This is a genomic window from Wolbachia endosymbiont of Atemnus politus (assembly GCF_013309895.1).
This window is the reverse complement of the sequence record NZ_JAAXCS010000010.1, coordinates 1-20,164: the sequence shown is the minus strand read 5'-3', so window position 1 is coordinate 20,164 and position 20,164 is coordinate 1. Positions and strand designations below refer to the sequence as shown.

The window sequence follows — 20,164 nt, the reverse complement described above, 5'->3', positions numbered from 1 at the left end:
CATCGTTGATAAGTGCCTTGGTAGCTTAACAGGTAGAGCACCCAACATGTAATTGGAAGATCCGGGTTCAAGTCCCGGTCAAGGCAAATTTTTAATTCTTTCTTCGATGTCACTTTGCAATATATAAAATTATTATTTATAATCCAAGCCTGTGAAGCTGTGGGCGTTTAAATTCCACGCTTTTGTCACCATGAGCGTTTAGCAATTGCCGGTAAATGCAGAATATGTTTGGTTGAAGTAGAAGGCAGGCCTCCAAAACCAGTAACTTCCTGTGCAATGCCAGTTGTAAAAGGTATGGTCATTCACACTGATACCCCTAAAGTCAGAAAGGCACGTGAAGGGGTGCTCGAGTTTTTGCTCATTAACCATCCGCTTGATTTCCCAATTTGCGATCAAGGCGGCGAGTGCGATTTGCAAGAGATAAAAATGACCTATGGAAAAGGAACAAGCAGACTTAAAGAACATAAAAGAGCTGTACAAAAAAAAAACACTTTGGGCCGCTAATTGAAACTGCAATGAACCGGTGCATCCATTGCACTCGGTACGTCAGGTATTTGTCTGACGTTGCAGGCACGAATGAACTTGGGGGGATTGGAAGGGGAGAAAATGTAGAGATTAGCACTTATATAAAAAGGCATATTAGTTCTGAATTGTCTGGAAATATCATAGATCTCTGTCCTGTGGGAGCTTTAACCTCAAAACCTTACTCATTTAAGGCGCGCCCAGGGGAGCTATCACATTGTGAAAATATAGATGTGCTCGATGCTGTGGGAAGCGCAATTAGAGTCGACTATCGTGGCCCTGAAGTCAAGGCTCAATGAAGAAATTAATGAAGAGTGGATATCAGATAAAACTCGTTTTGCCTATGATGGACTAAAAATGCAACGCCTTGATCAACCTTACGTAAAGAAAGATGGTAAATTAGATTCGGCTGATTGGAATGAAGCGTCAACAGTTGCTGAAAAAAAGGTTAAAGAGTACAAAACCAAACAAAATAGCAGCCATTGCGGGTGATATAGCAGATTGTGAGTCTATGCTTCTACTGAAAGAAATGATGTACAAGCTTGGCTCAGCAAATATAGACTGCAGACAGGACGGAGCAAAACTTTTACCGAATAATCGTGGATCATATGTGTTCAATACCACTATTGAGGGCATTGAGAATGCAGACTTATGCTTGCTTATCGACACAAATCCCAAAGTAAAGGCACCGATTATTAATGCACGCATAAGAAAAAGGTACCTACAAGGTAATTTTACCATTGCAATCGTAGTCCTGTTGCTGAGTATTTATATCATGTTGAGAAGCTAGGCAATAATCCTAGTATCTTAAATGATATAGCGAAAGGAAATCACAAATTTTGCAAGCTGATGAGTGCTGCTCAAAGCCCTATGCTCATCATTGGTCAAGATGCATTAGCAAGAGGCGATTCCGAGTCAATTTTAGTCCTAGTTGCTACAATTGCAGAAAAATTTAATATGGTCAGAGATGACTGGAATGGTTTTAACGTGCTGCATAAAGTCGCAGCAAACTTTGACGGATTGGATATTTGATTTGTTAAAAAAGATGGAAAAGACATTAACCAAATACTAAAGCAGACAGAAAGTGGCGAAATAGAAATTGTTTATCTTCTTGGTGCAGTTGAAATTAACATATCAAAGTTAGAAAATACATTTGTAATTTATCAAGGTCACCATGGCGATAAAGGGACACACATAGCAGATATCGTTTTACCCGGAGCTGCATACACAGAGAAATATGCAACTTGTGTGAATACTGAAGGTCGAGTTCAGAGAACAAATTTAGCTGTACTTCCTCCTGGTGAAGCAAAGGAAGATTGGTTGATTATCAAGAATTTATCTCAATATCTGGACCTCTCCTTACCATATGATAGTTTATTTGACGTGAGAAAAAAATTAGACACCATTGGTCCACAGTTCAGAAACGCTGATCAAGTGGTGAAAAACAAATAGGTGCAGATTAGCGATGGTAAAATAAGCTTAAGCGACAAACTTTTCACTTTAAAGGGGGTGTAATTTTTACATAACAGACCCGATAAGTCGCGCTTCAAAAATAATGACAGATTGTACTAAAGCCTTTTATGAATACGCTAATTAACATCTTATTTGTTTTGGTACCGCTACTGCTTTCGGTTGCATATTTAGTGTACTTTGAACGCAAAGTTATTGGTGCGATTCAGCTAAGACATGGCCCAAGTGTTGTTGGCCCTTTTGGGCTGCTACAGCCATTTGCAGATGCTATTAAGTTACTAATCAAAGAGCCGATAATACCATTTAGAGCGAACACCATGTTATTCCTTATGGCTCCAATGCTTACCTTTATTTTAGCATTAATTGCCTGGGCAGTGATACCATTTGGCGCTACAGAAAATGGACAGCAAATAGTAATTCCAAAAGTTATAGCAAACATAAATGTTGGAGTGCTCTATATTCTAGCTGTATCCTCTCTTGGGATATATGGCATCATTATTGCAGGCTGGTCAAGTAATTCCAATTATGCATTTCTTGGCGCTCTAAGGTTAGCTGCTCAAATGATCTCATACGAAGTTTCGATAGGCCTGATAGTTGCCACAATTGTTATTACAACTGGCACGCTAAATCTCGGAGAAATGGTAGTAACAAAGCATAATATGCCATTTTGGGTTGATATACTACTAACTAATGCCCCCCATGGCTGTAGTGTTCTTTATTTCTCTTCTTGCAGAAACTAATCGCCACCCGTTTGATTTGCCAGAAGCTGAAGCAGAGCTTGTTTCCGGATACAACGTTGAATATTCATCAATGCCTTTTGCACTCTTCTTCTTGAGAGAATATGCAAACATGATTTTAGCAAGCGCTATGATGACAATATTCTTTCTAGGAGGGTGGTATCCTCCTATAGAGCTTAGTTTGCTATACAAAATTCCAGGCTTGATTTGGTTCGTTTTGAAGATAATTTTTCTATTATTTCATATTTATTTGGATCAGAGAGACGATACCTCGTTATCGATATGACCAACTAATGCGTCATGGTTGGAAAGTGTTTGCCGATATCGGTGCTTTGGGTAGTAGTATTTTCAGGGATACTGCTCTTTACCGGACTGGTTTAGAGTGATTAAAATTCTATAGAAATAAAACTATTGCCAGTCCCCCTTATCGTAACATTGTGGGAATTTTAGGCCTAAAATTTATCTTTAATCTTTGTATTAAGCTAAATACATTAAGAAATTTACCAAATCGAAAAAAAGATAAAAGAACCCCTGGTCAATATCTGTTCAAAAACATTGGCATCTTTTTAGCCTTAAACGCTGCAATTTAGCTGCTTTTAAACTACAACTAATCTTTACTTAAACGTTAAGAAATTAACTAAGAAGAAAAAAAGGCAAAAGAAACCCCGTGCTAGAAGTTGCTCACTCTCTAATCCTGTTGGCGTACTATACTGTCTTAAACGACTTATAATCGCATTTTAGCTTGTATAGGCAAAAACCTAGAAATCTAGGTGAAATTTATAAAGACATAAGGTGCACATAGTGCAAAAATTAAAAAATAAGACGCCAACCGTGATACTTTCGCCATTTAATTTGCACAGATTGAAGCTAAATGAATAGCTTCATTGTCATTGTAATGAGATTGGCGGGATTTGTCAAGGGGTTTTTTAGCCCGGCTATGGTATTAAACAATGACTATGCAAAAGACTTAATGACATGTATAATCTGTTTTTGAGGTGGATTATGAAACTAGGTGTTAACATCGATCACGTTGCAACCCTCCGTAATGCGCGTGGAACTTCTTACCCAGATCCACTGAAAGCAGCAGAAATAGCCATTTATGCTGGAGCAGATTTTATCACCGTACACTTACGAGAAGACATATTAGAGATAAGGATGTGTTTAACCTCAAAAAAAGCATCAATACTGAGCTGAACCTCGAAATTGCAGCTACAGAAGAGATGCTTGAAATAGCAAAAAAGGTAAAACCCTATTCGATTAACATAGTGCCAGAAAAAAGAGAAGAATTAACAACAGAAGGTGGTTTAGATATCATTAATATGTATAATAAACTTTCTAGAATAATAGAGGAAATACACAGCTCTAGTATAAAGGTCTCACTGTTTATCAATCCAAACATTAATCAACTAAGATATCTCGAGAAGCTAGAGACAAAACCTGACATAATAGAAATCCACACAGGAGATTATTGTGATAGTCCATCAGAGAAAAAACTACAGTTAATTACTAATGCTGCAGAGTATATAAATAAGCTAAGAATAGAATGCCACGCAGGACATGGCATAACTTTTACACATGCTAAAATGATAAAAGCGATACCTCACATCTCAGCTCTTAATATAGGCCATTATTTAATCAGTGAAGCCGTGCTTTACGGCTTACACAGCGCAGTTAAAACAATGAAAATGATGATATCTAATTAACTACAGCTTTTTCCTTCTCATTTAAAGTGCTTAAAAGAGTCTGATTCGCTTTTTTAAATTTCACTCTTGTTTTTTTAGGAACAGTCATGATTTCACCACTTTGAGGATTACGACATTGTTTCTCCTGACTTATAGCAGTAGAAAATGTACTTACTCCATGGAGACGTATTTCACCATTCTCATCTAGTGTATCCTTTATTATTTCCATAAACGCATCAAAAATCTTGCTCAAGCCAGATTTTGTTATTTATACACCTTGACTAGAACAAGCTTGTTTTAATTTATTTATTATATCTTCCTTACTCATAAATTACCTTAATATTGAAAAAATTACACAAACAGCATATTACGTTCATACCGATAGTCAACTAAATTTATCGTGAAAATAGATAACATCATACACTTTTTTAACATTTATATAACATTTACAAAAAGCATCACTAAAAAATAACTACCTTTTGGAAAATTGACATTTTTTCCGAGCTTTGTGTTGACCATATTTTTTACGTTCAACAACACGTGAATCTCGTGTTAAGTATCCGTCTTTACGCAATATAGAGTGTAAATCCTGGCTTATTTTACTTAAAGCTCTGCTTATTCCATGAGCTAAAGCACCTGCTTGACCAGACAACCCTCCACCTTGCACAGTTGCAAATATATCATACTTATCTAGCATAGATGCTACAATAAGTGGCATTTTCACTATCTGGCATACTGATTCCCTCTTAAAGTAATCCAATAGCTTGTCTTTCTGATTAACATTAAACTTTCCACTTCCTAGCTTTATCCATACTCTTGCTACAGATTCCTTTCTTCGACCTGTAGCATATAAACAACCCAGTGAATCAATTGCTGGTTTAGTTATTTTTTCTGATTGATTTATTACAGAATTTTCCATTTTTACTCCATCATTTTTTTATTTTTACGATTCAAAGAAGCAAAATCTATCTTTTCAGGTTGCTGCTCTTGGTGCTTATATTCTGTACCAGAATAAACATATAAATTTTCAAAACGCTTACGTGCCATAGGGCCACCATCAAGCATCCTTTGTACTGCCATTTCTATTACACGCTCGGGGAATTTGCCATTCAGAATATTACCCGGAGTAGTTTTTTTCAAACCACCAGGATAACCTGTATGCTTATAGTAAATTTTCTCTTTAAGTTTCTTTCCAGTAAAATGCACCTTCTCTGCGTTGATGATAATTACATTATCACCACAATCCATATGAGGTGTATATTCAGGTTTATGTTTTCCACGCAGTAATGTTGCTACAAACGCCGCAAGCCTTCCTACTACTAACCCTTCTGCATCTATAACAAACCACCTTTTATTGATTTGTTTTTCTTTTAAGAAAAAAGTCTTCATCGTTTCAATTATACAATAGTAAGCTATGATACACTTAATTTCTAAATACTGTCAACAACATTAGTTATTGATTACTAAAGCAATTTATGTTAGTAATTTAGCTGCACAGCCCAATATACATAGGAGTAGAATGTTTCGGTTAATTATTACGCTCGCGGTCATTTTTAGTACTATAAGTTGCTATGCAATCGATCTTGAAGAAGCTATAAATAAAGCCATTAAAAATAGTTCAAAATTAAAATCTCAATTCTACCAATATAAAAGCGCAGAAAGACAGCTAAAATCTTCCGGGCTAGCTGGATTTTTACCTGAGATTAACTTGCGATACAACTTTGATAGTGGTTTTAATATTATTGGCAACTCACAAAATTCAGGCCTTATATTGAGTCAGAGAATAATAGACGGCGGTGGCACTTTTGCTACATTTAACCGATCAAGTAACCTCCTCAAAGCAGAAAAGATGCGGTTTCAACAGTTGAAACAAGAACTTGCGCTTAATACCGTAAAAGCATACGTTGACGTTTTACGAAGGACAGAAATATTAAAATTGAGAGAGCACAAAGAACGCGTTTCTCTAGAGCACTTGTCAGCGATGAAAAAACGTCTTTCCCTTGGAGAGGTGACCAACGCTGAAGTTTCACTAGCAAAAGCAAAATTTTCATCTTCAGTGTCAGAAAGAGTCGATGCTGAAGGCAAATTAAAATTGGCAAACATTGCTTACTTTCACTTAATTGGTGAAGATCCTGATGAACTTTCTGAAGCTAATGATAAATTACCTTCCATTCCGGAACTAACCGAGTGTTTACAATTAGCAAAAACCAATAATCTGTCTCTAAAAGCAGCAGTTTATCAAAAAAGAGCAGCCGGAATGGGAGTGATTGCTGCAACCTCTAAATTGCTTCCATCTTTAAATCTTGCTGCAAGTACAAATCTTGATTTGAGCAAGAAAGAGAAGCCTTTATTCGAGGAGATATTAGGAAATGTCAGGATTGGTTTTACTCTTGATGTTCCAATCTTTAAGAGAGGAATGAATGCTTTTGGTGTAAGTCAAGCTAGAATGGATGCAAAAAGATCCACTCATGATTATTATGAGACAGTGAAGAATATAGAAAAAGAGGTCGTAAATGCTTGGAATAACGTCCTGACAGCAAAGGCTGTTATTAAAGCAAGTCAAGAGGCCGAAAAAGCAGCAGCCCTAGCGTTAGAAGGAGTTGAGCAAGAAGTCAACTTCAAAATTTAAAAAGCACAACTGAGCTTTTGGACACTGAAGATGCATTATTTAAAGCACGTTCGGATTTAGTTGAAGCAAAAAGTGATTACGTGATCAGTGTTTACAAGTTGCTTTTTACGATAAATAGTATAGATTTCTAAATTTAATGGTATTAGCGTTATGAATGATGGACAAAATAATCAATCTGTAAAAGATATCCTAGAGGATATAAAAAAGCTATATCTGGTAAAAACGCAAATGATGACAAAGTGAAAATAAAAGAGAAAGAAGATGATGATGTGCTGTACCTTGAAGAAGAGTACTTGGAAGATCCAGAAGAAGGTAATAGAAAGGAGGATAAAGAAGACATCAACAATAATGATCAGAGCGAGGAAATGGTTTTCGATAATACCAAACTCAACAGTCATAGCCACGATTTAGAGAAAGAAAAAGGTGTTCGCTTGCAGCATAATACCCAAATTAGCAGTGATAGAGTGGATAATAGTAGCTTACAAGTACAAAATAATGATCATCTAGTTTTAAAAGAAAATATGAAAGAGATTAAAGAGCTACTTGAAAAGATGCAAAATGAATTACAGCATAAGCAACAAAAAAAAAAGCAAATCTCACCGTTGAGGAATTAGTTACGTCTCTTTTAAAACCTCAGTTATCGGAATGGCTAAATAAGTATCTACATACACTGGTGAAAGAAGTAGTTGAAAAAGAGCTCAAAGACATAATTAATAGTAAGTAGGTACCAGCGATAAAAACTAGAGTAAAAACAGCTAAAGGTCGAAAATTATCTTCAACCAGGTGGTTGCATCGTCATTTAAATGACAAGTATGTACAAAAAACTAATAAGGATGGATATAGATCGCGCTCGGCATACAAGTTGATAGAAATAGATAATAAATTTAAATTGCTCCAAAAGGGACAAAAAATTATTGACCTTGGCGCTTCTCCCGGTGGATGGTCACAAGTTGCATCCCAGAAAGGAGCAAATGTAGTTGCCGTTGACATAAAGCCAATAAACACGATTAATGGAGTAGAATATGTACAATGCGATATTATAAACGAGCTTGAAATTTTAAAGGAAAGATTAAAAAATCAAAAATTTGATGTAATTTTATCTGATATGGCCCCAGAGTCTTGTGGTTTAAAATCGTTGGACCATATAAGAATCATGCTTCTATGCGAAGCAGCATTGAACCTTGCAAAGCATTCCTAAATCATGGCGGTAAGTTTGTAGTAAAAATTTTTCAAGGAGAATCTGACAAAGATTTTTGCAACGAGTTAAAAAAAATGTTCAAAACAGTAAAATACTTCAAACCAAAATCAAGTAGATCTGAATCTACAGAAATGTATTTAGTAAGCTTAAACTTTATCGGCAGCAGTTCTTCTGTGGAATATGACAAAACTTTCTAATCCTGCTCTACAGCAAATTTCAGTGCCATATGGGCAGCTATAGTGCTATTAACTATCAGAATGGCAAAAATTAACGCAGTAATAAGTAATATATGAATATTCAAAGATAAACTTTCAAACTGAACTAGTAATTTAAAGTATACAAAAGTTGGCATTGTGATCGGCAAAACAAGAATTTGTGATATTCCTGACGCCAAATTGTTTTGACCGATCATTAATGCATTTCCAGTAGCTGAAATATTAATTACTATCAGCGTATTTAGTAACAAAGATAAGCCAATTGCTACTGAGTATTCAATATTGTTACCCAGCACTACGAAGCTAAACATGGAAGAAATTATTGAAATCGGCAACCCAAACAATAACCAGTGGGCAAAAATTTTATAAGCAATTATAAACTTAGAGGAAAGTGGTTATGTATGAAGATTTGCTCTAATATTCCGTCATGATAATCAGAAGCAAATAAATTATTTGTAGAGATTTGCAGAACAAATGTAGCGCATATCCATGTAAATGTTAACATAACTTCCTGTGTACTGTTATTTTCAAGTGTAAATGAAGATAAGCTTAACATTACAATAAAAATACATATTATATAGATGAAATTGTTATTGTTTATTGTTAATTTTTTTAACAAGCCGATCATACTAGGCTTTTAAATGTTTATTATAAATTATAGTGTTTACTTTGAGATAGTATAATTTCTTATTCATAGATTATACAGATTTTATTATTTAATTAATAATGCAATTATGGAAGAGTTACCAAAAATAAAATTATCAGAAGGTTACACTCCTTCAGAAGATGAAGAATACATGAGCGTAAAACAGATGGAGTACTTCAACTTAAAGTTGCAATCGATGCTTGCTGAGCTAGAGAAACAAGAACTAGAAGATAGTATATATTACTCTGATGAAGATAGTGGAAATGAGAAACTGATCAAGCGCAGAAAAGAGAGAAGAGAAAAAATTAAGGAGGCATTAGAAAAAATAAAATTAGGTACTTACGGCTATTGTGAAGGGACAGGAGAAGAAATAGGGATTGAAAGACTGAAAGCCAATCCGCTTGCTATACATTGTATTGAAGAGCAAGAAAGATTAGAAAAAGAAAAGAACGTATATAACATCGAAGATTAGGGTATAAAAGACAGGACTTAGTGATGATACTCATCAAGTTAAGAAAATATCGTCCAATATAGCAACATTTAAAGAGGGTGCCTTGTTTGTTACATTTATTTTTTTAGAGTAAATTTTGATCTATAGCTAACACAAGAAAGCACGTCATACCGCCGTAGTATCTCTCATCATAGATCCAAACGGAGGGTGTCATTCCAGTGCCCAGACACTGGAATCCAAAACAGGAGGGTGTCATCCCAGTGCGTGACACTGGGATCCATGAATTTATAATTCTTTCTCTTGTCATTCCAGTGCCCCCTAGGGTGTCATTCAAGTAGCGGACACAGGGATCTCTATAATGGTGTCATCCCAGTGCCCAGACACTGAGATCCAGGAAAGTTTGCTTGTGAGCAAGCAAACTGATTTATAGAAGGCAGCTACTAAAACATAACGTTTTCAATATGACTGCAGAAATGCTGGATTCCAGTACTGGAATGACATCATAAGAGTGTTGCCTTTCTACCCGTTTCATAATTGCAACCAATCTGAACATTAAGAAATTTACCAAGCGAGAAAAAAGGCAAAAAAAACCCCGTGATGCGAGTTTTGACCCTATAATACTGTAACTTGGCGCTGTAATAATGTGCTGACGCTTAGTTTAAGCGCGATTTTGGCTGCATGTGAAAAAATTTAAAAGACATGTAGCCCCAATAAATACCTTAAGTTTTTTACTAAATTTTTGTCATTGAATCCGCGCGGATCAAAAACAAGTTTTGAGTCAGAAATACCCTAATTGTCATGATAATAAGATTGGCGGGGGTTGTCAAGCGGTTTTTAGCATTTCTATGAACTACTTAAATGACAAGAGAAGGACCTCTTGACCTCAAATTCGCATAAGTCATGGATTATGCACGTTTCACACGAAGGTTTTTGTGCTTTGCAAACATATCTACCATGTAAAACCAGCCAGTGATGGGCATAAAGCAGGTATTTTTTTGGCACTACATTCAAAAGAGACTGTTCTGTTTTAAACACATCTTTTTCTTCCACAAGTCCAACTCTATTGCTAACTCTAAAAACATGAGTATCAACTGCCAATGTTGGAAAGCCTAGCCCTGAATTTAAGAACACATTAGCGCTCTTTCTCCCAACTCCTGGCAAAGACACCAAGTCGTTGAAATCGGTAGGCACCTTGCTATCGTGCCGCTCAACTAATATTTTGCTGAGTTCAATTATATTTTTTGCTTTGGAGTTATACAAACCAATACTGCTTATGCGTTTTCTCAACTTTTCTTGTCCCAAGCTCAGCATCTTTTCTGGCGTATCGGTGATGTTAAATAGTTCTTTTGTAATTTTATTAACACTCACATCGGTCGTCCGCGCTGATAGAACTATTGCAACCAGTAATGTAAAATGATTGGTGTAATTTAGCTCTATTTTCGGTATAGGATTCGATTCTTGAAACTTTTCAAATATCAGTTCTACTTTTTTTGAGTCCATTTCATTTATGATATCTCTTTTAAGTATTTTATTTAAACAAAAAATCCCTCTTTCCCATCATATAAATACAATTTATCCATTCTCACCACGTCAAAGTTATTTTCTTCAAGTTTGACTAGCAGGCTATTTATATCACTATTTATAATTTCATTACTTGCAATAAATCTGCAGGTTATTTGATCACTTGAAGATTTTGAACTTCCTGGCCAAATTGCAAGTCCTTTTGAGTATATTGCTATAATTTTCGGATTACTCGACTCGAATAACTCTGCTATTTGATCAAAATTGCTTGATTTGTCCCAAGCAAGTGTTATATCGCTACCAACCAGCTTTCTAACTTTGTAGTCCTGTTCGTAGCTATCTTGTATTTTACTCATTTTACTACTTGCACTACTGCTAATTATAAGCTCAGATAATGTTGCAGGTTTCTTTCCTAGGTTATCTACAATAGCTTCTGCAAATTCTTTGGTACCAACTTTTTGTTTACTCTTTTTCTCTTTATATAAATCGGCAGTGTGTATTCCATCCTCCAAAGTCTTGAGCCATGCATCGTAAATTAGTTTTGCAGTACCCACTTGACCTACGTAAATTAACATATGCACTGCAGCATTTAAAAGGCCTGAAGGATTAGCTACATTTTTTCCTGCAATATCAGGAGCAGAACCGTGAACTGCTTCGAACATTGCATATTCATTACCTATATTGCTACTTCCAGCTAACCCTACAGAACCTGAGGTTTGTGCTACTATATCTGACAATATATCACCATACAAGTTCTCGGTTACTATAATATCGAAGCTTTCGGGCTCTGTGGCAACACGCGCCATTCCAATATCAACTATATAATGTTCTGCCTTTATATCTGGGTATTCTTTTGCAATACGATCAAACGCTGCATGGAAAGTGCCGTCGGTCATTTTCATTATGTTGTCTTTAGTCAGGCAAGTTACTTTTTTTCTGTTGTGTTTTTTCGCGTATTCAAAAGCGTATCTGCATATTTTCTCTGAGCCAGATCTAGTAATAATTTTAGTGCATTGGTAAGAGTCACCAGTGAGCCTATGCTCTATTCCGGTGTAAACGTCTTCTTCATTTTCGCGTATCACCACAATATCAAACTTATCGAATTTATTTTCTATCACAGGATGATATGAAATACACGGTCTGATATTTGCATATAACCCTAGGTTCTTTCTGAGCGCTACATTTAAGCTTTTGTGGCCTTTACCTTGAGGAGTTGTTGTTGGAGATTTTAATAATATTTTTGTCCTTCCAATTGATTCCCAACCACTTGGAGAAATTCCGTGAGACCATTCCTTACTATAAACACGCTCACCTATTTCAATAATATCTATTGAGATTTTTGCTTCTGCTTCGCGCAATATTGACAGCACCGCTTCCATAATTTCTGGTCCGATACCGTCGCCATATGCAACTGTGATTGGTGTTGACATAACTTTCCCGATTATAAATGACTTAATGTTAATTCAAATAATAGAGTGGCACAAGCAGCTAGTATTATCCAAATTAGTATATTTACGGTTATTTAATAACGTGCTTTTATATTATATGATGATATTATGAAATATAGGTGGGGTTATGAATACTGAAATAAGTTATGCAGGAATTCTGAGGCGAGCTTTAGCATATGTGGTTGACAGCGTTTTATGGACAGTAGTAGCATTTATTTTAGTCTTTTCTCTATTTCAGTATCCCTCATCGTTGGATAATATAGAAGAATTTTATTACACTGTAACGACTCGCATAATGATCCTTGCAACAGTGTTCCTTATAACATATCTAGTGTTTAGCATCTTTATGATAACGAAGTACGGTGGTACTCCAGGAAAACTATTGTGTGGCATATATATAAAAAATGCGAATACGCTTAAAAATGTTACTCCAGTACAAGCAACAATAAGGTGTGTTTTAAGTGGAGTTCTTTGGTGTATGCTTTCCTCACCTCAAGCCTTCGGTTGGGTTTCCATTTTACCAATTTTAGTTATATTATTTGCAGTATTTGATCAGCGCAAACAGACTGTGTATGATAAAATTGCAAAAACAGTAGTAATAGACTATAAACCGAGTTGAGTTTTCCTTTATAGGTAGTACATGGATAAAAAAGTAAACTACTCAACAATGACAAGACGTGTTTTAGCATTCATAGTTGATTGTATTTTATTTATCGCAATACCATTTGGTTCAATGGCGGTGGGTTTCTCACTTACACACGCAATACAAGGGATCATGGGTGCAATAATTGTAATCACCACGATTGTATTTTCTTTATTTTTAATGATACCATGTGTATTCAATATATTCATGCTAGTAAAATTTGGCGGCACTCTAGGGCACTTGTTATTTAGCATGCGTGTAAGAGACAAAGATACACTTGAGCAGATCACTCTAATACAAGCAATAAAAAGAACCATCGCTTTTTTCATAATTTACTGTATATCGCTTTATAATCCTATTTTACTTCTAGCTATACTAATCCTAGTTTTAGTATGTGCAGTAGATAATAAACATAAACAAGCTTTTCACGATAAAATTGCAAACACGGTAGTGATAGATTATAAACCTATAGCTAAATAATTTAGGCTTCCCTACAATTTGTCATCCCGCTACGTGTTAGCGGGATCTCAGCATAGGTACTATCCCTATCTTAAAGTTGAGTAATATAAATCAACCCAGCTAGAATTCTTTTGATTGATCAAATTAATTTTCCACTGCCTTGGCCACCCTTTCAGGCGCTTTTCTCTTGCAACAGCTAAACTTATATCTTCAAATTCTTCAAAATATACAAGTTTATTTACATTATATCTTGATGTAAAACCTGAAACAACTTTGTTTTTGTGTTCCCAAATCCTCTTAATCAAATTTGCAGTAACACCAATATACAATGTGCTATTAGTCTTATTTGTAAGTATATAAATATATGATAACTTCATCTCAATCATTTAGCTAGAGTAACTGAGGTTTACCGATGTTACTGTCATACTGTCGCGGTATCTCTCAGCCGCCAACAAGAGATCCCGCTAACACGTAGCGGGATGACGACTCAGTTACTTTAGCCATAGTACTCAATAATTTAGATATCCATTGAAACTTTAAGGTTATTTAATATTGACGCTATAAGTGTTAAAATAAAATGAGAAGTTTTTAGGAGTTCATATGGCAGCAGGCGGAAAAGCGAAAACAGCTAGTAAAAATAACCCTACTCAGCGTAAGAAAGCTGAACAAAAAATGTATAAAGATAAACCGGTAAAACCAGTTAGATATATAGACCGCGACTCGCGCATGAATTATATGTCTGCTCAGTATGATAATGGCAATCTAGTTGAAGATGAGATAAGTGGCAACCCTATAAAGCTGTATAGTTGGTTTGAGTTTGTGGTAAAAGTTACTATCAATTCTCAGGAATGTGAAGTAGAGCCTGGATTTACTATAATCCAAGCCTGTGAGGCTGTGGGCGTTGAAATTCCACGCTTTTGTTACCATGAGCGTTTAGCAATTGCCGGTAATTGCAGAATGTGTTTGGTTGAAGTAGAAGGCGGGCCTCCAAAACCAGTAGCTTCCTGTGCAATGCCAGTTGTAGAAGGTATGGTTATTCACACTGATACCCCTAAAGTCAAAAAGGCACGTGAAGGGGTGCTCGAGTTTTTGCTCATTAACCATCCGCTTGATTGCCCAATTTGCGATCAAGGCGGCGAGTGCGATTTGCAAGATATAACAATGGCCTATGGAACAAGCAGGCTCGATGAGCATAAAAGAGCCGTACCAAAGAAACACTTTGGGCCACTGATTGAAACTGCAATGAACCGATGCATCCATTGCACTCGGTGCGTTAGGTTTTTGTCCGACGTTGCAGGTACAAATGAACTTGGGGGAATTGGAAGGGGAGAAAATGTAGAGATTAGCACTTATATAAAAAAACATATTAGCTCTGAATTGTCTGGAAATATCATAGATCTCTGTCCTGTAGGGGCTTTGACTTCCAAACCTTACTCATTTAAGGCGCGCCCATGGGAGCTATTACATTGTGAAACTATAGATGTGCTCGATGCTGTGGGAAGCGCAATTAGAGTTGACTACCGTGGTCCAGAAGTTATGCGAATATTGCCAAGACTCAATGAAGAAATCAACGAAGAGTGGATATCAGATAAAACTCGTTTTGCTTATGATGGACTCAAAGTACAACGCCTTGATCAACCTTACATAAAAAAAGATGGTAAATTAGTTCCAGTTGATTGGAATGAAACACTAACTGTTGCTGCAAAAAAACTAAGGAGTACAGAGCCAAACAAAATAGCGGCAATTGCAGGTGATCTAGCAGACTGTGAATCTATGCTTCTACTAAAAGAAATGATGCACAAGCTTGGCTCAGCCAATATAGACTGCAGACAGGATGGAGCAAAGCTTGTACCAAATAATCGTGGGTCATATGTATTCAATACTACTATTGAGGGTATTGAGAGTGCAGATTTATGTCTGCTTATAAACACAAATCCCAAAGTAGAGGCGCCAATTATCAATGTACGCATAAGAAAAAGATACTTACAAGGTAATTTTTCTATTGCAAGCGTTGGTTATGACATCGAGTATTTGTATCATGTTGAAAAGCTAGGCGACAGTCCCAGCATTTTAAATGAAATAGCGAAAGGAAATCACAAATTTTGCAAGCTGCTGAGCGCTGCTCAAAGCCCTATGCTCATCATCGGTCAAGATGCGTTGACAAGAGATGATTCCGAATCAATTTTAGCCCTAGCCAGTACAATCGCAGAAAAATTTAATATGGTTAGAGATGACTGGAATGGTTTCAACGTGCTACATAAAGCCGCAGCAAGAGTTGGTGGATTAGATATTGGATTCGTTCCTAAGAAAGATGGAAAAGACATTAATCAAATACTGAAGCAGGCAGAAAGTGGTGAAATAGAAGTTGTTTACCTTCTTGGTACAGATGAAATTGATACATCAAAGTTAGAAAATACATTTGTAATTTATCAAGGTCATCATGGTGATAGAGGAGCACTCATAGCAGATATCATCTTGCCTGGAGCTGCATACACAGAGAAATATGCAACTTATGTGAATACTGAAGGGCGAGCCCAGAGAACAAATTTAGCTGTACTTCCTCCTGGTGAAGCAAAGGAAGATTGGTTAATCATCAAGAATTTATCGCAATATTTGGGTCTCTCCTTGCCATATGATAGTTTATTTGACGTGAGAAAAAAATTGGATACCATTGGTCCACAGTTCAGAAACGCTGATCAAGTGGTGAAAAACAAATGGGTGCCGATTAGTGATGGTGAAATAAGCTTAAGCGACAGACCTTTTACTTTAAAGGAGTGTAATTTTTACATGACAGACCCAATAAGTCGCGCTTCAAAAATAATGACAGATTGTACTAAAGCCTTTTATGAATACGCTAGTTAACATCTTATTTATTTTAGTACCGCTACTGCTTTCAGTTGCGTATTTAGTGTACTTTGAGCGCAAAGTTATTGGCGCAATTCAGTTGAGACATGGGCCAAGTGTTGTTGGCCCTTTTGGGCTATTACAGCCGTTTGCAGATGCTATTAAGTTACTAATCAAAGAGCCGATAATACCATTTAGAGCGAACACTATATTATTCATCATGGCTCCAATGCTTACCTTTATTTTAGCATTAATTGCATGGGCAGTGATACCATTTGGTGCTACAGAAAACGACCAGCAGGTAAAAGTTATAGCAAATATAAATGTCGGGGTGCTTTATGTCCTAGCTGTATCCTCTCTAGGAATATATGGCATCATTATTGCAGGCTGGTCAAGTAATTCCAATTACGCGTTTCTTGGCGCTATAAGGTCGGCTGCTCAAATGATCTCGTACGAAGTTTCGATAGGTCTAATAGTTGCCACAATTGTTATTACAACTGGCACGTTAAATCTCGGGGAAATGGTAGTAATAAAGCATAATATGCCATTTTGGGTTGATATACTACTAATGCCCATAGCTGTAGTGTTTTTTATTTCTCTTCTTGCAGAAACTAATCGCCACCCGTTTGATCTACCAGAAGCTGAAGCGGAGCTTGTCTCTGGGTATAACGTTGAATATTCATCAATGCCTTTTGCTCTCTTTTTTTTGGGAGAATATGCAAACATGATTTTAGCAAGCGCTATGATGACAATATTCTTCCTAGGAGGGTGGTATCCTCCTATAGAGCTTAGTTTACTGTATAAAATTCCAGGCTTAATTTGGTTCATTTTGAAGATAGTTTTACTATTATTCATATTTATTTGGATTAGAGCAACGATACCTCGTTATCGATATGACCAACTAATGCGTCTTGGTTGGAAAGTATTTCTGCCGATATCGGTGCTTTGGGTAGTACTAGTTTCAGGGATACTACTCTTTACTGGACAGATTTAGAATTATTAAATTCTTTAGAAACGAAGAAATTATTTGACAAGCCACTCCATTCTCCTTATCATGTCATTAAGGGTATTTCTGACTCAAAACTTGTTTTTGACCTGCGCAGGATCAACGACAAAAATTCAGTAAAAAACTTAAGGTATTTATTGGCGGATTATATAAATTATCGGGGTTGCACGTCTTTTAAATTTTTTCACGTGCAGCCAAAATCGCGCTTAAACTAAGCGTCAGCACATTATTACAGCGCCAAGTTACATTATTAGAGGGTCAAAACTCGCTATTCGGGGATTCTTTGCCTTTTTTCTTCATTTGGTAAATTTCTTAATGTTTATAGCTAAGGCAATTCAAGAGCAACAAAAAAAGTGTCATTCCGGCACTCCTATGATGTCATCCCAGTGCGTGACACTGGGATCTAGTAAATTTATTTACTAGATATGAAAAGTTATTATACTTGCAAGTAAATACAATAAAGCTCTATATATAGGTGTTACGTCAAATTTAGTTAAACGGGTTTGGGAACACAAGAACAACTGGCTTTACATCGAAGTATAATGTGCAAAAATTAGTTTACTTCGAGGAATTTCAAGACGTAAACACGGCTTTTAATAGAGAAAAATTGCTAAAAAGCTGGAAGAGAGAATGGAAAATTGATTTGATTGTGAAAAGAAATCCATATTGGACTGATTTATATGAGGAAATCATAAAATAAAATTAGATCCCAGTGTCACGCACTGGGATGACACTATGGAGGTGCTGGGATGACAAGAAAGTGGGCATTGAATGACAGAAAAAAGAGGCATGACATCATTATGGAGTGGAATGAGATCCCAGTGTCACGCACTGGGATGACAGGAGAGGGACACTGGGATGACACTATAGAGAGATAACCTTGTCATTCCAGCACGTGACCTATATTTTTTCTGGATCTCAGCACTGAGATGACACCAAATGGCTACTTGAATACCCAATAACACTATAGGAGACTAATATGAACTTTTTAAAATTCATCGAACTATGCTTTCAAACAGTAATGCCTGGATGTGAGTATAACGATTATCAGTATATAAAAGTCATAGCAGACAGGCTAGAAGCCGCGAGTACTGGGGAAGTGAGGCGAATAATATTCAATATGCCTCCGCGCTCGATGAAGTCTATGTGTGTGAGTGTTGCGTGGCCTGCGTGGATACTGGGCCATCGGCCAACCGCAAGGATAATAGTTGCAAGCTATTCCCAGCGGCTTAGCGAAAAGCACTCGCTCGATACAAGGTGCGTAATGCAGTCTAGTTGGTATAGAGGGCTGTTCCCAGAGGTAGAGCTATCCACAGAACAAAACACTAAATATAAATTTCAAACAGTGCAAAGGGGATATAGAATCGCAACGTCAGTTGGAGGAACGCTGACTGGCGAAGGCGGTGATTTCATCATTGTCGATGACCCGCTGAGCCCTGCCCAAGCTTTGAGCGAAACGCTCAGAAAGCGTGCTACAGACTGGTTTGACCAGACTCTGGTAAGCAGGCTCAACAATAGAAAAAAAGGAGTCATTGTTCTGGTGATGCACAGACTGCACCTGGAGGATTTAACTGGATACCTTCTTTCTAAACCAAAGAACATGTGGCACCATGTTTGTTTGCCACTGATAGCTGAAAATAATGAGATCATTCATTCAATCAAAAAGCCAGCACCTTCCTTGTCTGTCATCCAAGTAACTAAAAATGGGCACACCAGCAATGAAACAGCATTTTACGCTGCATCCGCAAGAATTTTATACTTAAAAAAGGAAGGTCAGCTGCTATATCCCCTAGAAAAAGAAGAAGTTGAGACGATAAAAGCTGAACTTGGAAGTTATGCCTTTGCTGCGCAATATCAACAGAATCCTCTGCCACTTTCAAGTGGCATAATTAAACGAGAGTGGCTGAAGCACTATAGAAATGTTTCCTTCTCGCATGTAACACAAAGTTGGGATACTGCGGTTTCAACAAACGACACGAGCAGTTTTAGCGTTTGCACCACCTGGGCAAAAGCGGACAATAAATTCTATTTACTCGATGTATATCGCGCAAAACTTGAGTATCCAAAGCTTAAAGAGCAAGTTCTGTCCTTAGCGGCAAGATGGTCGCCACATGCAATTTTGATCGAAGCAAAAACAAGTGGTCAGCAATTGGTACAAGAGCTAAAGGCAAACAGTGATTTACCTATTATCGAAATAGTGCCGCATGAAGACAAACTTGCTCGATTCCACCAAATTGTTCCAATTATAGAATCTGGCAAGGTCTTTCTGCCGCACCAAGCGATATGGCTCAATGACTTTGAATACGAAATTTTAATGTTCCCAGAAACACACTACAACGACCAAGTTGACAGCACCATACAATACCTACAGTGGATGAGAAACAGTACTTCCAGAGTTGCAGCTCTACGGGCATTGTAGATCCAGGGCTAGGGTAAAAGCCCTGGTTGAGGGGTTATAGCGTAAGTAAGGTCAGATAATCATTAATGACTCATTTCTACTTCTTTATTTTCTTGACGTTGTTGCGTAGCCTTAACAGAATCTATTTCTGAAAGTGGTTTAGAGCCCAGAGATTCAATTTTGCGAATGCCGGTCAGAGTAACACTACTCTTTTCTGAATCAGGATAAACCGGATTTTCGAGAGAGAAAGAACCAGATCTCTTAAGATGCTCCTCTATAAAATCCTTAAATTTTT

The 20,164-nt window shown here is 36.8% G+C and carries 16 protein-coding genes, 1 tRNA gene and 8 pseudogenes; 17 read left to right on the top strand and 8 right to left on the bottom strand.

Annotation, left to right across the window (positions count from 1 at the left end; all coding sequences use genetic code 11):
* Nucleotides 1–14: 14 nt before the first annotated feature.
* The 4 genes and pseudogenes from HET73_RS01460 (at nucleotide 15) to HET73_RS01445 (ending at nucleotide 4,432) form a co-directional block, all read left to right on the top strand.
* Nucleotides 15–86: transfer RNA gene (locus HET73_RS01460), tRNA-Thr, on the top strand.
* A 1-nt stretch (nucleotide 87) separates the two neighbouring features.
* A pseudogene (gene nuoG / locus HET73_RS01455) lies at nucleotides 88–2,119 on the top strand (NADH-quinone oxidoreductase subunit NuoG).
* Nucleotides 2,103–3,110, top strand: a pseudogene (gene nuoH, locus HET73_RS01450) (NADH-quinone oxidoreductase subunit NuoH). The pseudogenes nuoG (HET73_RS01455) and nuoH (HET73_RS01450) overlap by 17 nt, the downstream one beginning before the upstream one ends.
* 594 nt (nucleotides 3,111–3,704) lie before the next feature.
* Nucleotides 3,705–4,432 (top strand): annotated as a pseudogene (locus HET73_RS01445) (pyridoxine 5'-phosphate synthase).
* On the opposite strand, the gene HET73_RS01440 reads toward HET73_RS01445, so the two are convergent.
* The 3 genes from HET73_RS01440 to rplM all read right to left on the bottom strand — a co-directional run bounded on the left by HET73_RS01440 (nucleotide 4,425) and on the right by rplM (nucleotide 5,800).
* Nucleotides 4,425–4,679, bottom strand: a complete 255-nt coding sequence (locus HET73_RS01440) for an HU family DNA-binding protein (protein ID WP_343033059.1) — start codon at nucleotides 4,677–4,679, stop codon at nucleotides 4,425–4,427. The pseudogene HET73_RS01445 and the gene HET73_RS01440 overlap by 8 nt on opposite strands.
* A gap of 204 nt (nucleotides 4,680–4,883) precedes the next feature.
* Nucleotides 4,884–5,330 carry a 30S ribosomal protein S9 gene (gene rpsI, locus HET73_RS01435; protein WP_174133914.1) on the bottom strand — a complete coding sequence of 149 codons (447 nt, stop codon included), beginning with the start codon at nucleotides 5,328–5,330 and terminating at the stop codon, nucleotides 4,884–4,886.
* A gap of 2 nt (nucleotides 5,331–5,332) precedes the next feature.
* Nucleotides 5,333–5,800 (bottom strand): 50S ribosomal protein L13, encoded by a 468-nt coding sequence (gene rplM / locus HET73_RS01430; protein ID WP_174133913.1) that lies wholly within the window; start codon nucleotides 5,798–5,800, stop codon nucleotides 5,333–5,335.
* A 130-nt stretch (nucleotides 5,801–5,930) separates the two neighbouring features.
* Between rplM and HET73_RS01425 the strand changes: the two are divergent.
* From HET73_RS01425 to HET73_RS01415, 3 pseudogenes are all read left to right on the top strand, one after another.
* Nucleotides 5,931–7,171: pseudogene (locus HET73_RS01425) on the top strand (TolC family protein).
* A gap of 19 nt (nucleotides 7,172–7,190) precedes the next feature.
* Nucleotides 7,191–7,764: pseudogene (locus tag HET73_RS01420) on the top strand (PopZ family protein).
* A 63-nt stretch (nucleotides 7,765–7,827) separates the two neighbouring features.
* Nucleotides 7,828–8,435 (top strand): annotated as a pseudogene (locus tag HET73_RS01415) (RlmE family RNA methyltransferase).
* Here HET73_RS01415 and HET73_RS01410 read toward each other — a convergent pair.
* A pseudogene (locus HET73_RS01410) lies at nucleotides 8,432–9,081 on the bottom strand (heme exporter protein CcmB). The pseudogenes HET73_RS01415 and HET73_RS01410 overlap by 4 nt on opposite strands.
* A gap of 106 nt (nucleotides 9,082–9,187) precedes the next feature.
* On the opposite strand from HET73_RS01410, the gene HET73_RS01405 reads away from it, so the two are divergent.
* On the top strand, nucleotides 9,188–9,571 hold the full coding sequence (locus HET73_RS01405; RefSeq protein WP_174133912.1) for a TraR/DksA family transcriptional regulator: 384 nt from the start codon (nucleotides 9,188–9,190) through the stop codon (nucleotides 9,569–9,571).
* 822 nt (nucleotides 9,572–10,393) lie between these two features.
* On the opposite strand, the gene nth is transcribed toward HET73_RS01405, so the two are convergent.
* Together nth and icd are read right to left on the bottom strand one after the other, a co-directional pair.
* Nucleotides 10,394–11,050, bottom strand: a complete 657-nt coding sequence (gene nth, locus HET73_RS01395; RefSeq protein ID WP_174132988.1) for an endonuclease III — start codon at nucleotides 11,048–11,050, stop codon at nucleotides 10,394–10,396.
* A gap of 32 nt (nucleotides 11,051–11,082) precedes the next feature.
* The gene (gene icd, locus HET73_RS01390) at nucleotides 11,083–12,501 is read right to left on the bottom strand and encodes an isocitrate dehydrogenase (RefSeq protein ID WP_174133911.1); all 1,419 of its coding nucleotides are present in this window, start codon (nucleotides 12,499–12,501) and stop codon (nucleotides 11,083–11,085) included.
* Between the two features lie 145 nt (nucleotides 12,502–12,646).
* Between icd and HET73_RS01385 the strand changes: the two genes are divergently transcribed.
* Nucleotides 12,647–13,138, top strand: coding sequence for an RDD family protein (locus HET73_RS01385; protein WP_174133910.1), 492 nt, complete (start codon nucleotides 12,647–12,649; stop codon nucleotides 13,136–13,138).
* A 21-nt stretch (nucleotides 13,139–13,159) separates the two neighbouring features.
* The gene (locus HET73_RS01380; protein WP_174133909.1) at nucleotides 13,160–13,642 is read left to right on the top strand and encodes an RDD family protein; all 483 of its coding nucleotides are present in this window, start codon (nucleotides 13,160–13,162) and stop codon (nucleotides 13,640–13,642) included.
* Nucleotides 13,643–13,707: 65 nt separating this feature from the next.
* On the opposite strand, the gene HET73_RS01375 is transcribed toward HET73_RS01380, so the two are convergent.
* Nucleotides 13,708–13,998, bottom strand: coding sequence for a GIY-YIG nuclease family protein (locus tag HET73_RS01375; protein WP_174133419.1), 291 nt, complete (start codon nucleotides 13,996–13,998; stop codon nucleotides 13,708–13,710).
* A gap of 223 nt (nucleotides 13,999–14,221) precedes the next feature.
* Here HET73_RS01375 and HET73_RS10065 point away from each other — a divergent pair.
* From HET73_RS10065 to terL, 7 genes and pseudogenes are all read left to right on the top strand, one after another.
* A pseudogene (locus tag HET73_RS10065) lies at nucleotides 14,222–14,419 on the top strand (hypothetical protein); the annotation flags it as partial.
* Between the two features lie 21 nt (nucleotides 14,420–14,440).
* Nucleotides 14,441–16,483, top strand: coding sequence for an NADH-quinone oxidoreductase subunit NuoG (nuoG, locus tag HET73_RS01365; RefSeq protein ID WP_174133915.1), 2,043 nt, complete (start codon nucleotides 14,441–14,443; stop codon nucleotides 16,481–16,483).
* On the top strand, nucleotides 16,467–17,459 hold the full coding sequence (nuoH, locus tag HET73_RS01360; RefSeq protein ID WP_174133430.1) for an NADH-quinone oxidoreductase subunit NuoH: 993 nt from the start codon (nucleotides 16,467–16,469) through the stop codon (nucleotides 17,457–17,459). The genes nuoG (HET73_RS01365) and nuoH (HET73_RS01360) overlap by 17 nt, the downstream gene beginning before the upstream one ends.
* A gap of 447 nt (nucleotides 17,460–17,906) precedes the next feature.
* Nucleotides 17,907–18,014, top strand: a complete 108-nt coding sequence (locus HET73_RS09795; protein WP_410543539.1) for a GIY-YIG nuclease family protein — start codon at nucleotides 17,907–17,909, stop codon at nucleotides 18,012–18,014.
* A gap of 1 nt (nucleotide 18,015) precedes the next feature.
* Nucleotides 18,016–18,171: a GIY-YIG nuclease family protein gene (locus HET73_RS09790; RefSeq protein ID WP_410543538.1), complete on the top strand. Its 156-nt coding sequence runs from the start codon at nucleotides 18,016–18,018 to the stop codon at nucleotides 18,169–18,171.
* A gap of 49 nt (nucleotides 18,172–18,220) precedes the next feature.
* On the top strand, nucleotides 18,221–18,349 hold the full coding sequence (locus tag HET73_RS08895; protein WP_281356005.1) for a hypothetical protein: 129 nt from the start codon (nucleotides 18,221–18,223) through the stop codon (nucleotides 18,347–18,349).
* Nucleotides 18,350–18,450: 101 nt separating this feature from the next.
* Entirely contained in the window at nucleotides 18,451–19,890 is a 1,440-nt protein-coding gene (terL, locus tag HET73_RS01350; RefSeq protein WP_174133908.1) for a phage terminase large subunit, read from the top strand.
* A 62-nt stretch (nucleotides 19,891–19,952) separates the two neighbouring features.
* On the opposite strand, the gene HET73_RS01345 is transcribed toward terL, so the two are convergent.
* Nucleotides 19,953–20,164 (bottom strand): hypothetical protein (locus tag HET73_RS01345; protein WP_174133907.1); only part of this gene is annotated, 212 nt, incomplete at its 5' end.

Bases quoted from the DNA above. Each gene is read 5' to 3' on its own strand.
- nuoH (WP_174133430.1), top strand. From the start codon at position 16,467: ATGAATACGCTAGTTAACATCTTATTTATTTTAGTACCGCTACTGCTT.
- HET73_RS01380 (WP_174133909.1), top strand. From the start codon at position 13,160: ATGGATAAAAAAGTAAACTACTCAACAATGACAAGACGTGTTTTAGCA.
- rplM (WP_174133913.1), bottom strand. From the start codon at position 5,800: ATGAAGACTTTTTTCTTAAAAGAAAAACAAATCAATAAAAGGTGGTTT.
- rpsI (WP_174133914.1), bottom strand. From the start codon at position 5,330: ATGGAAAATTCTGTAATAAATCAATCAGAAAAAATAACTAAACCAGCA.
- HET73_RS01405 (WP_174133912.1), top strand. From the start codon at position 9,188: ATGGAAGAGTTACCAAAAATAAAATTATCAGAAGGTTACACTCCTTCA.
- HET73_RS01385 (WP_174133910.1), top strand. From the start codon at position 12,647: ATGAATACTGAAATAAGTTATGCAGGAATTCTGAGGCGAGCTTTAGCA.
- icd (WP_174133911.1), bottom strand. From the start codon at position 12,501: ATGTCAACACCAATCACAGTTGCATATGGCGACGGTATCGGACCAGAA.
- nth (WP_174132988.1), bottom strand. From the start codon at position 11,050: ATGGACTCAAAAAAAGTAGAACTGATATTTGAAAAGTTTCAAGAATCG.
- HET73_RS08895 (WP_281356005.1), top strand. From the start codon at position 18,221: ATGACAAGAAAGTGGGCATTGAATGACAGAAAAAAGAGGCATGACATC.
- terL (WP_174133908.1), top strand. From the start codon at position 18,451: ATGAACTTTTTAAAATTCATCGAACTATGCTTTCAAACAGTAATGCCT.
- HET73_RS01375 (WP_174133419.1), bottom strand. From the start codon at position 13,998: ATGAAGTTATCATATATTTATATACTTACAAATAAGACTAATAGCACA.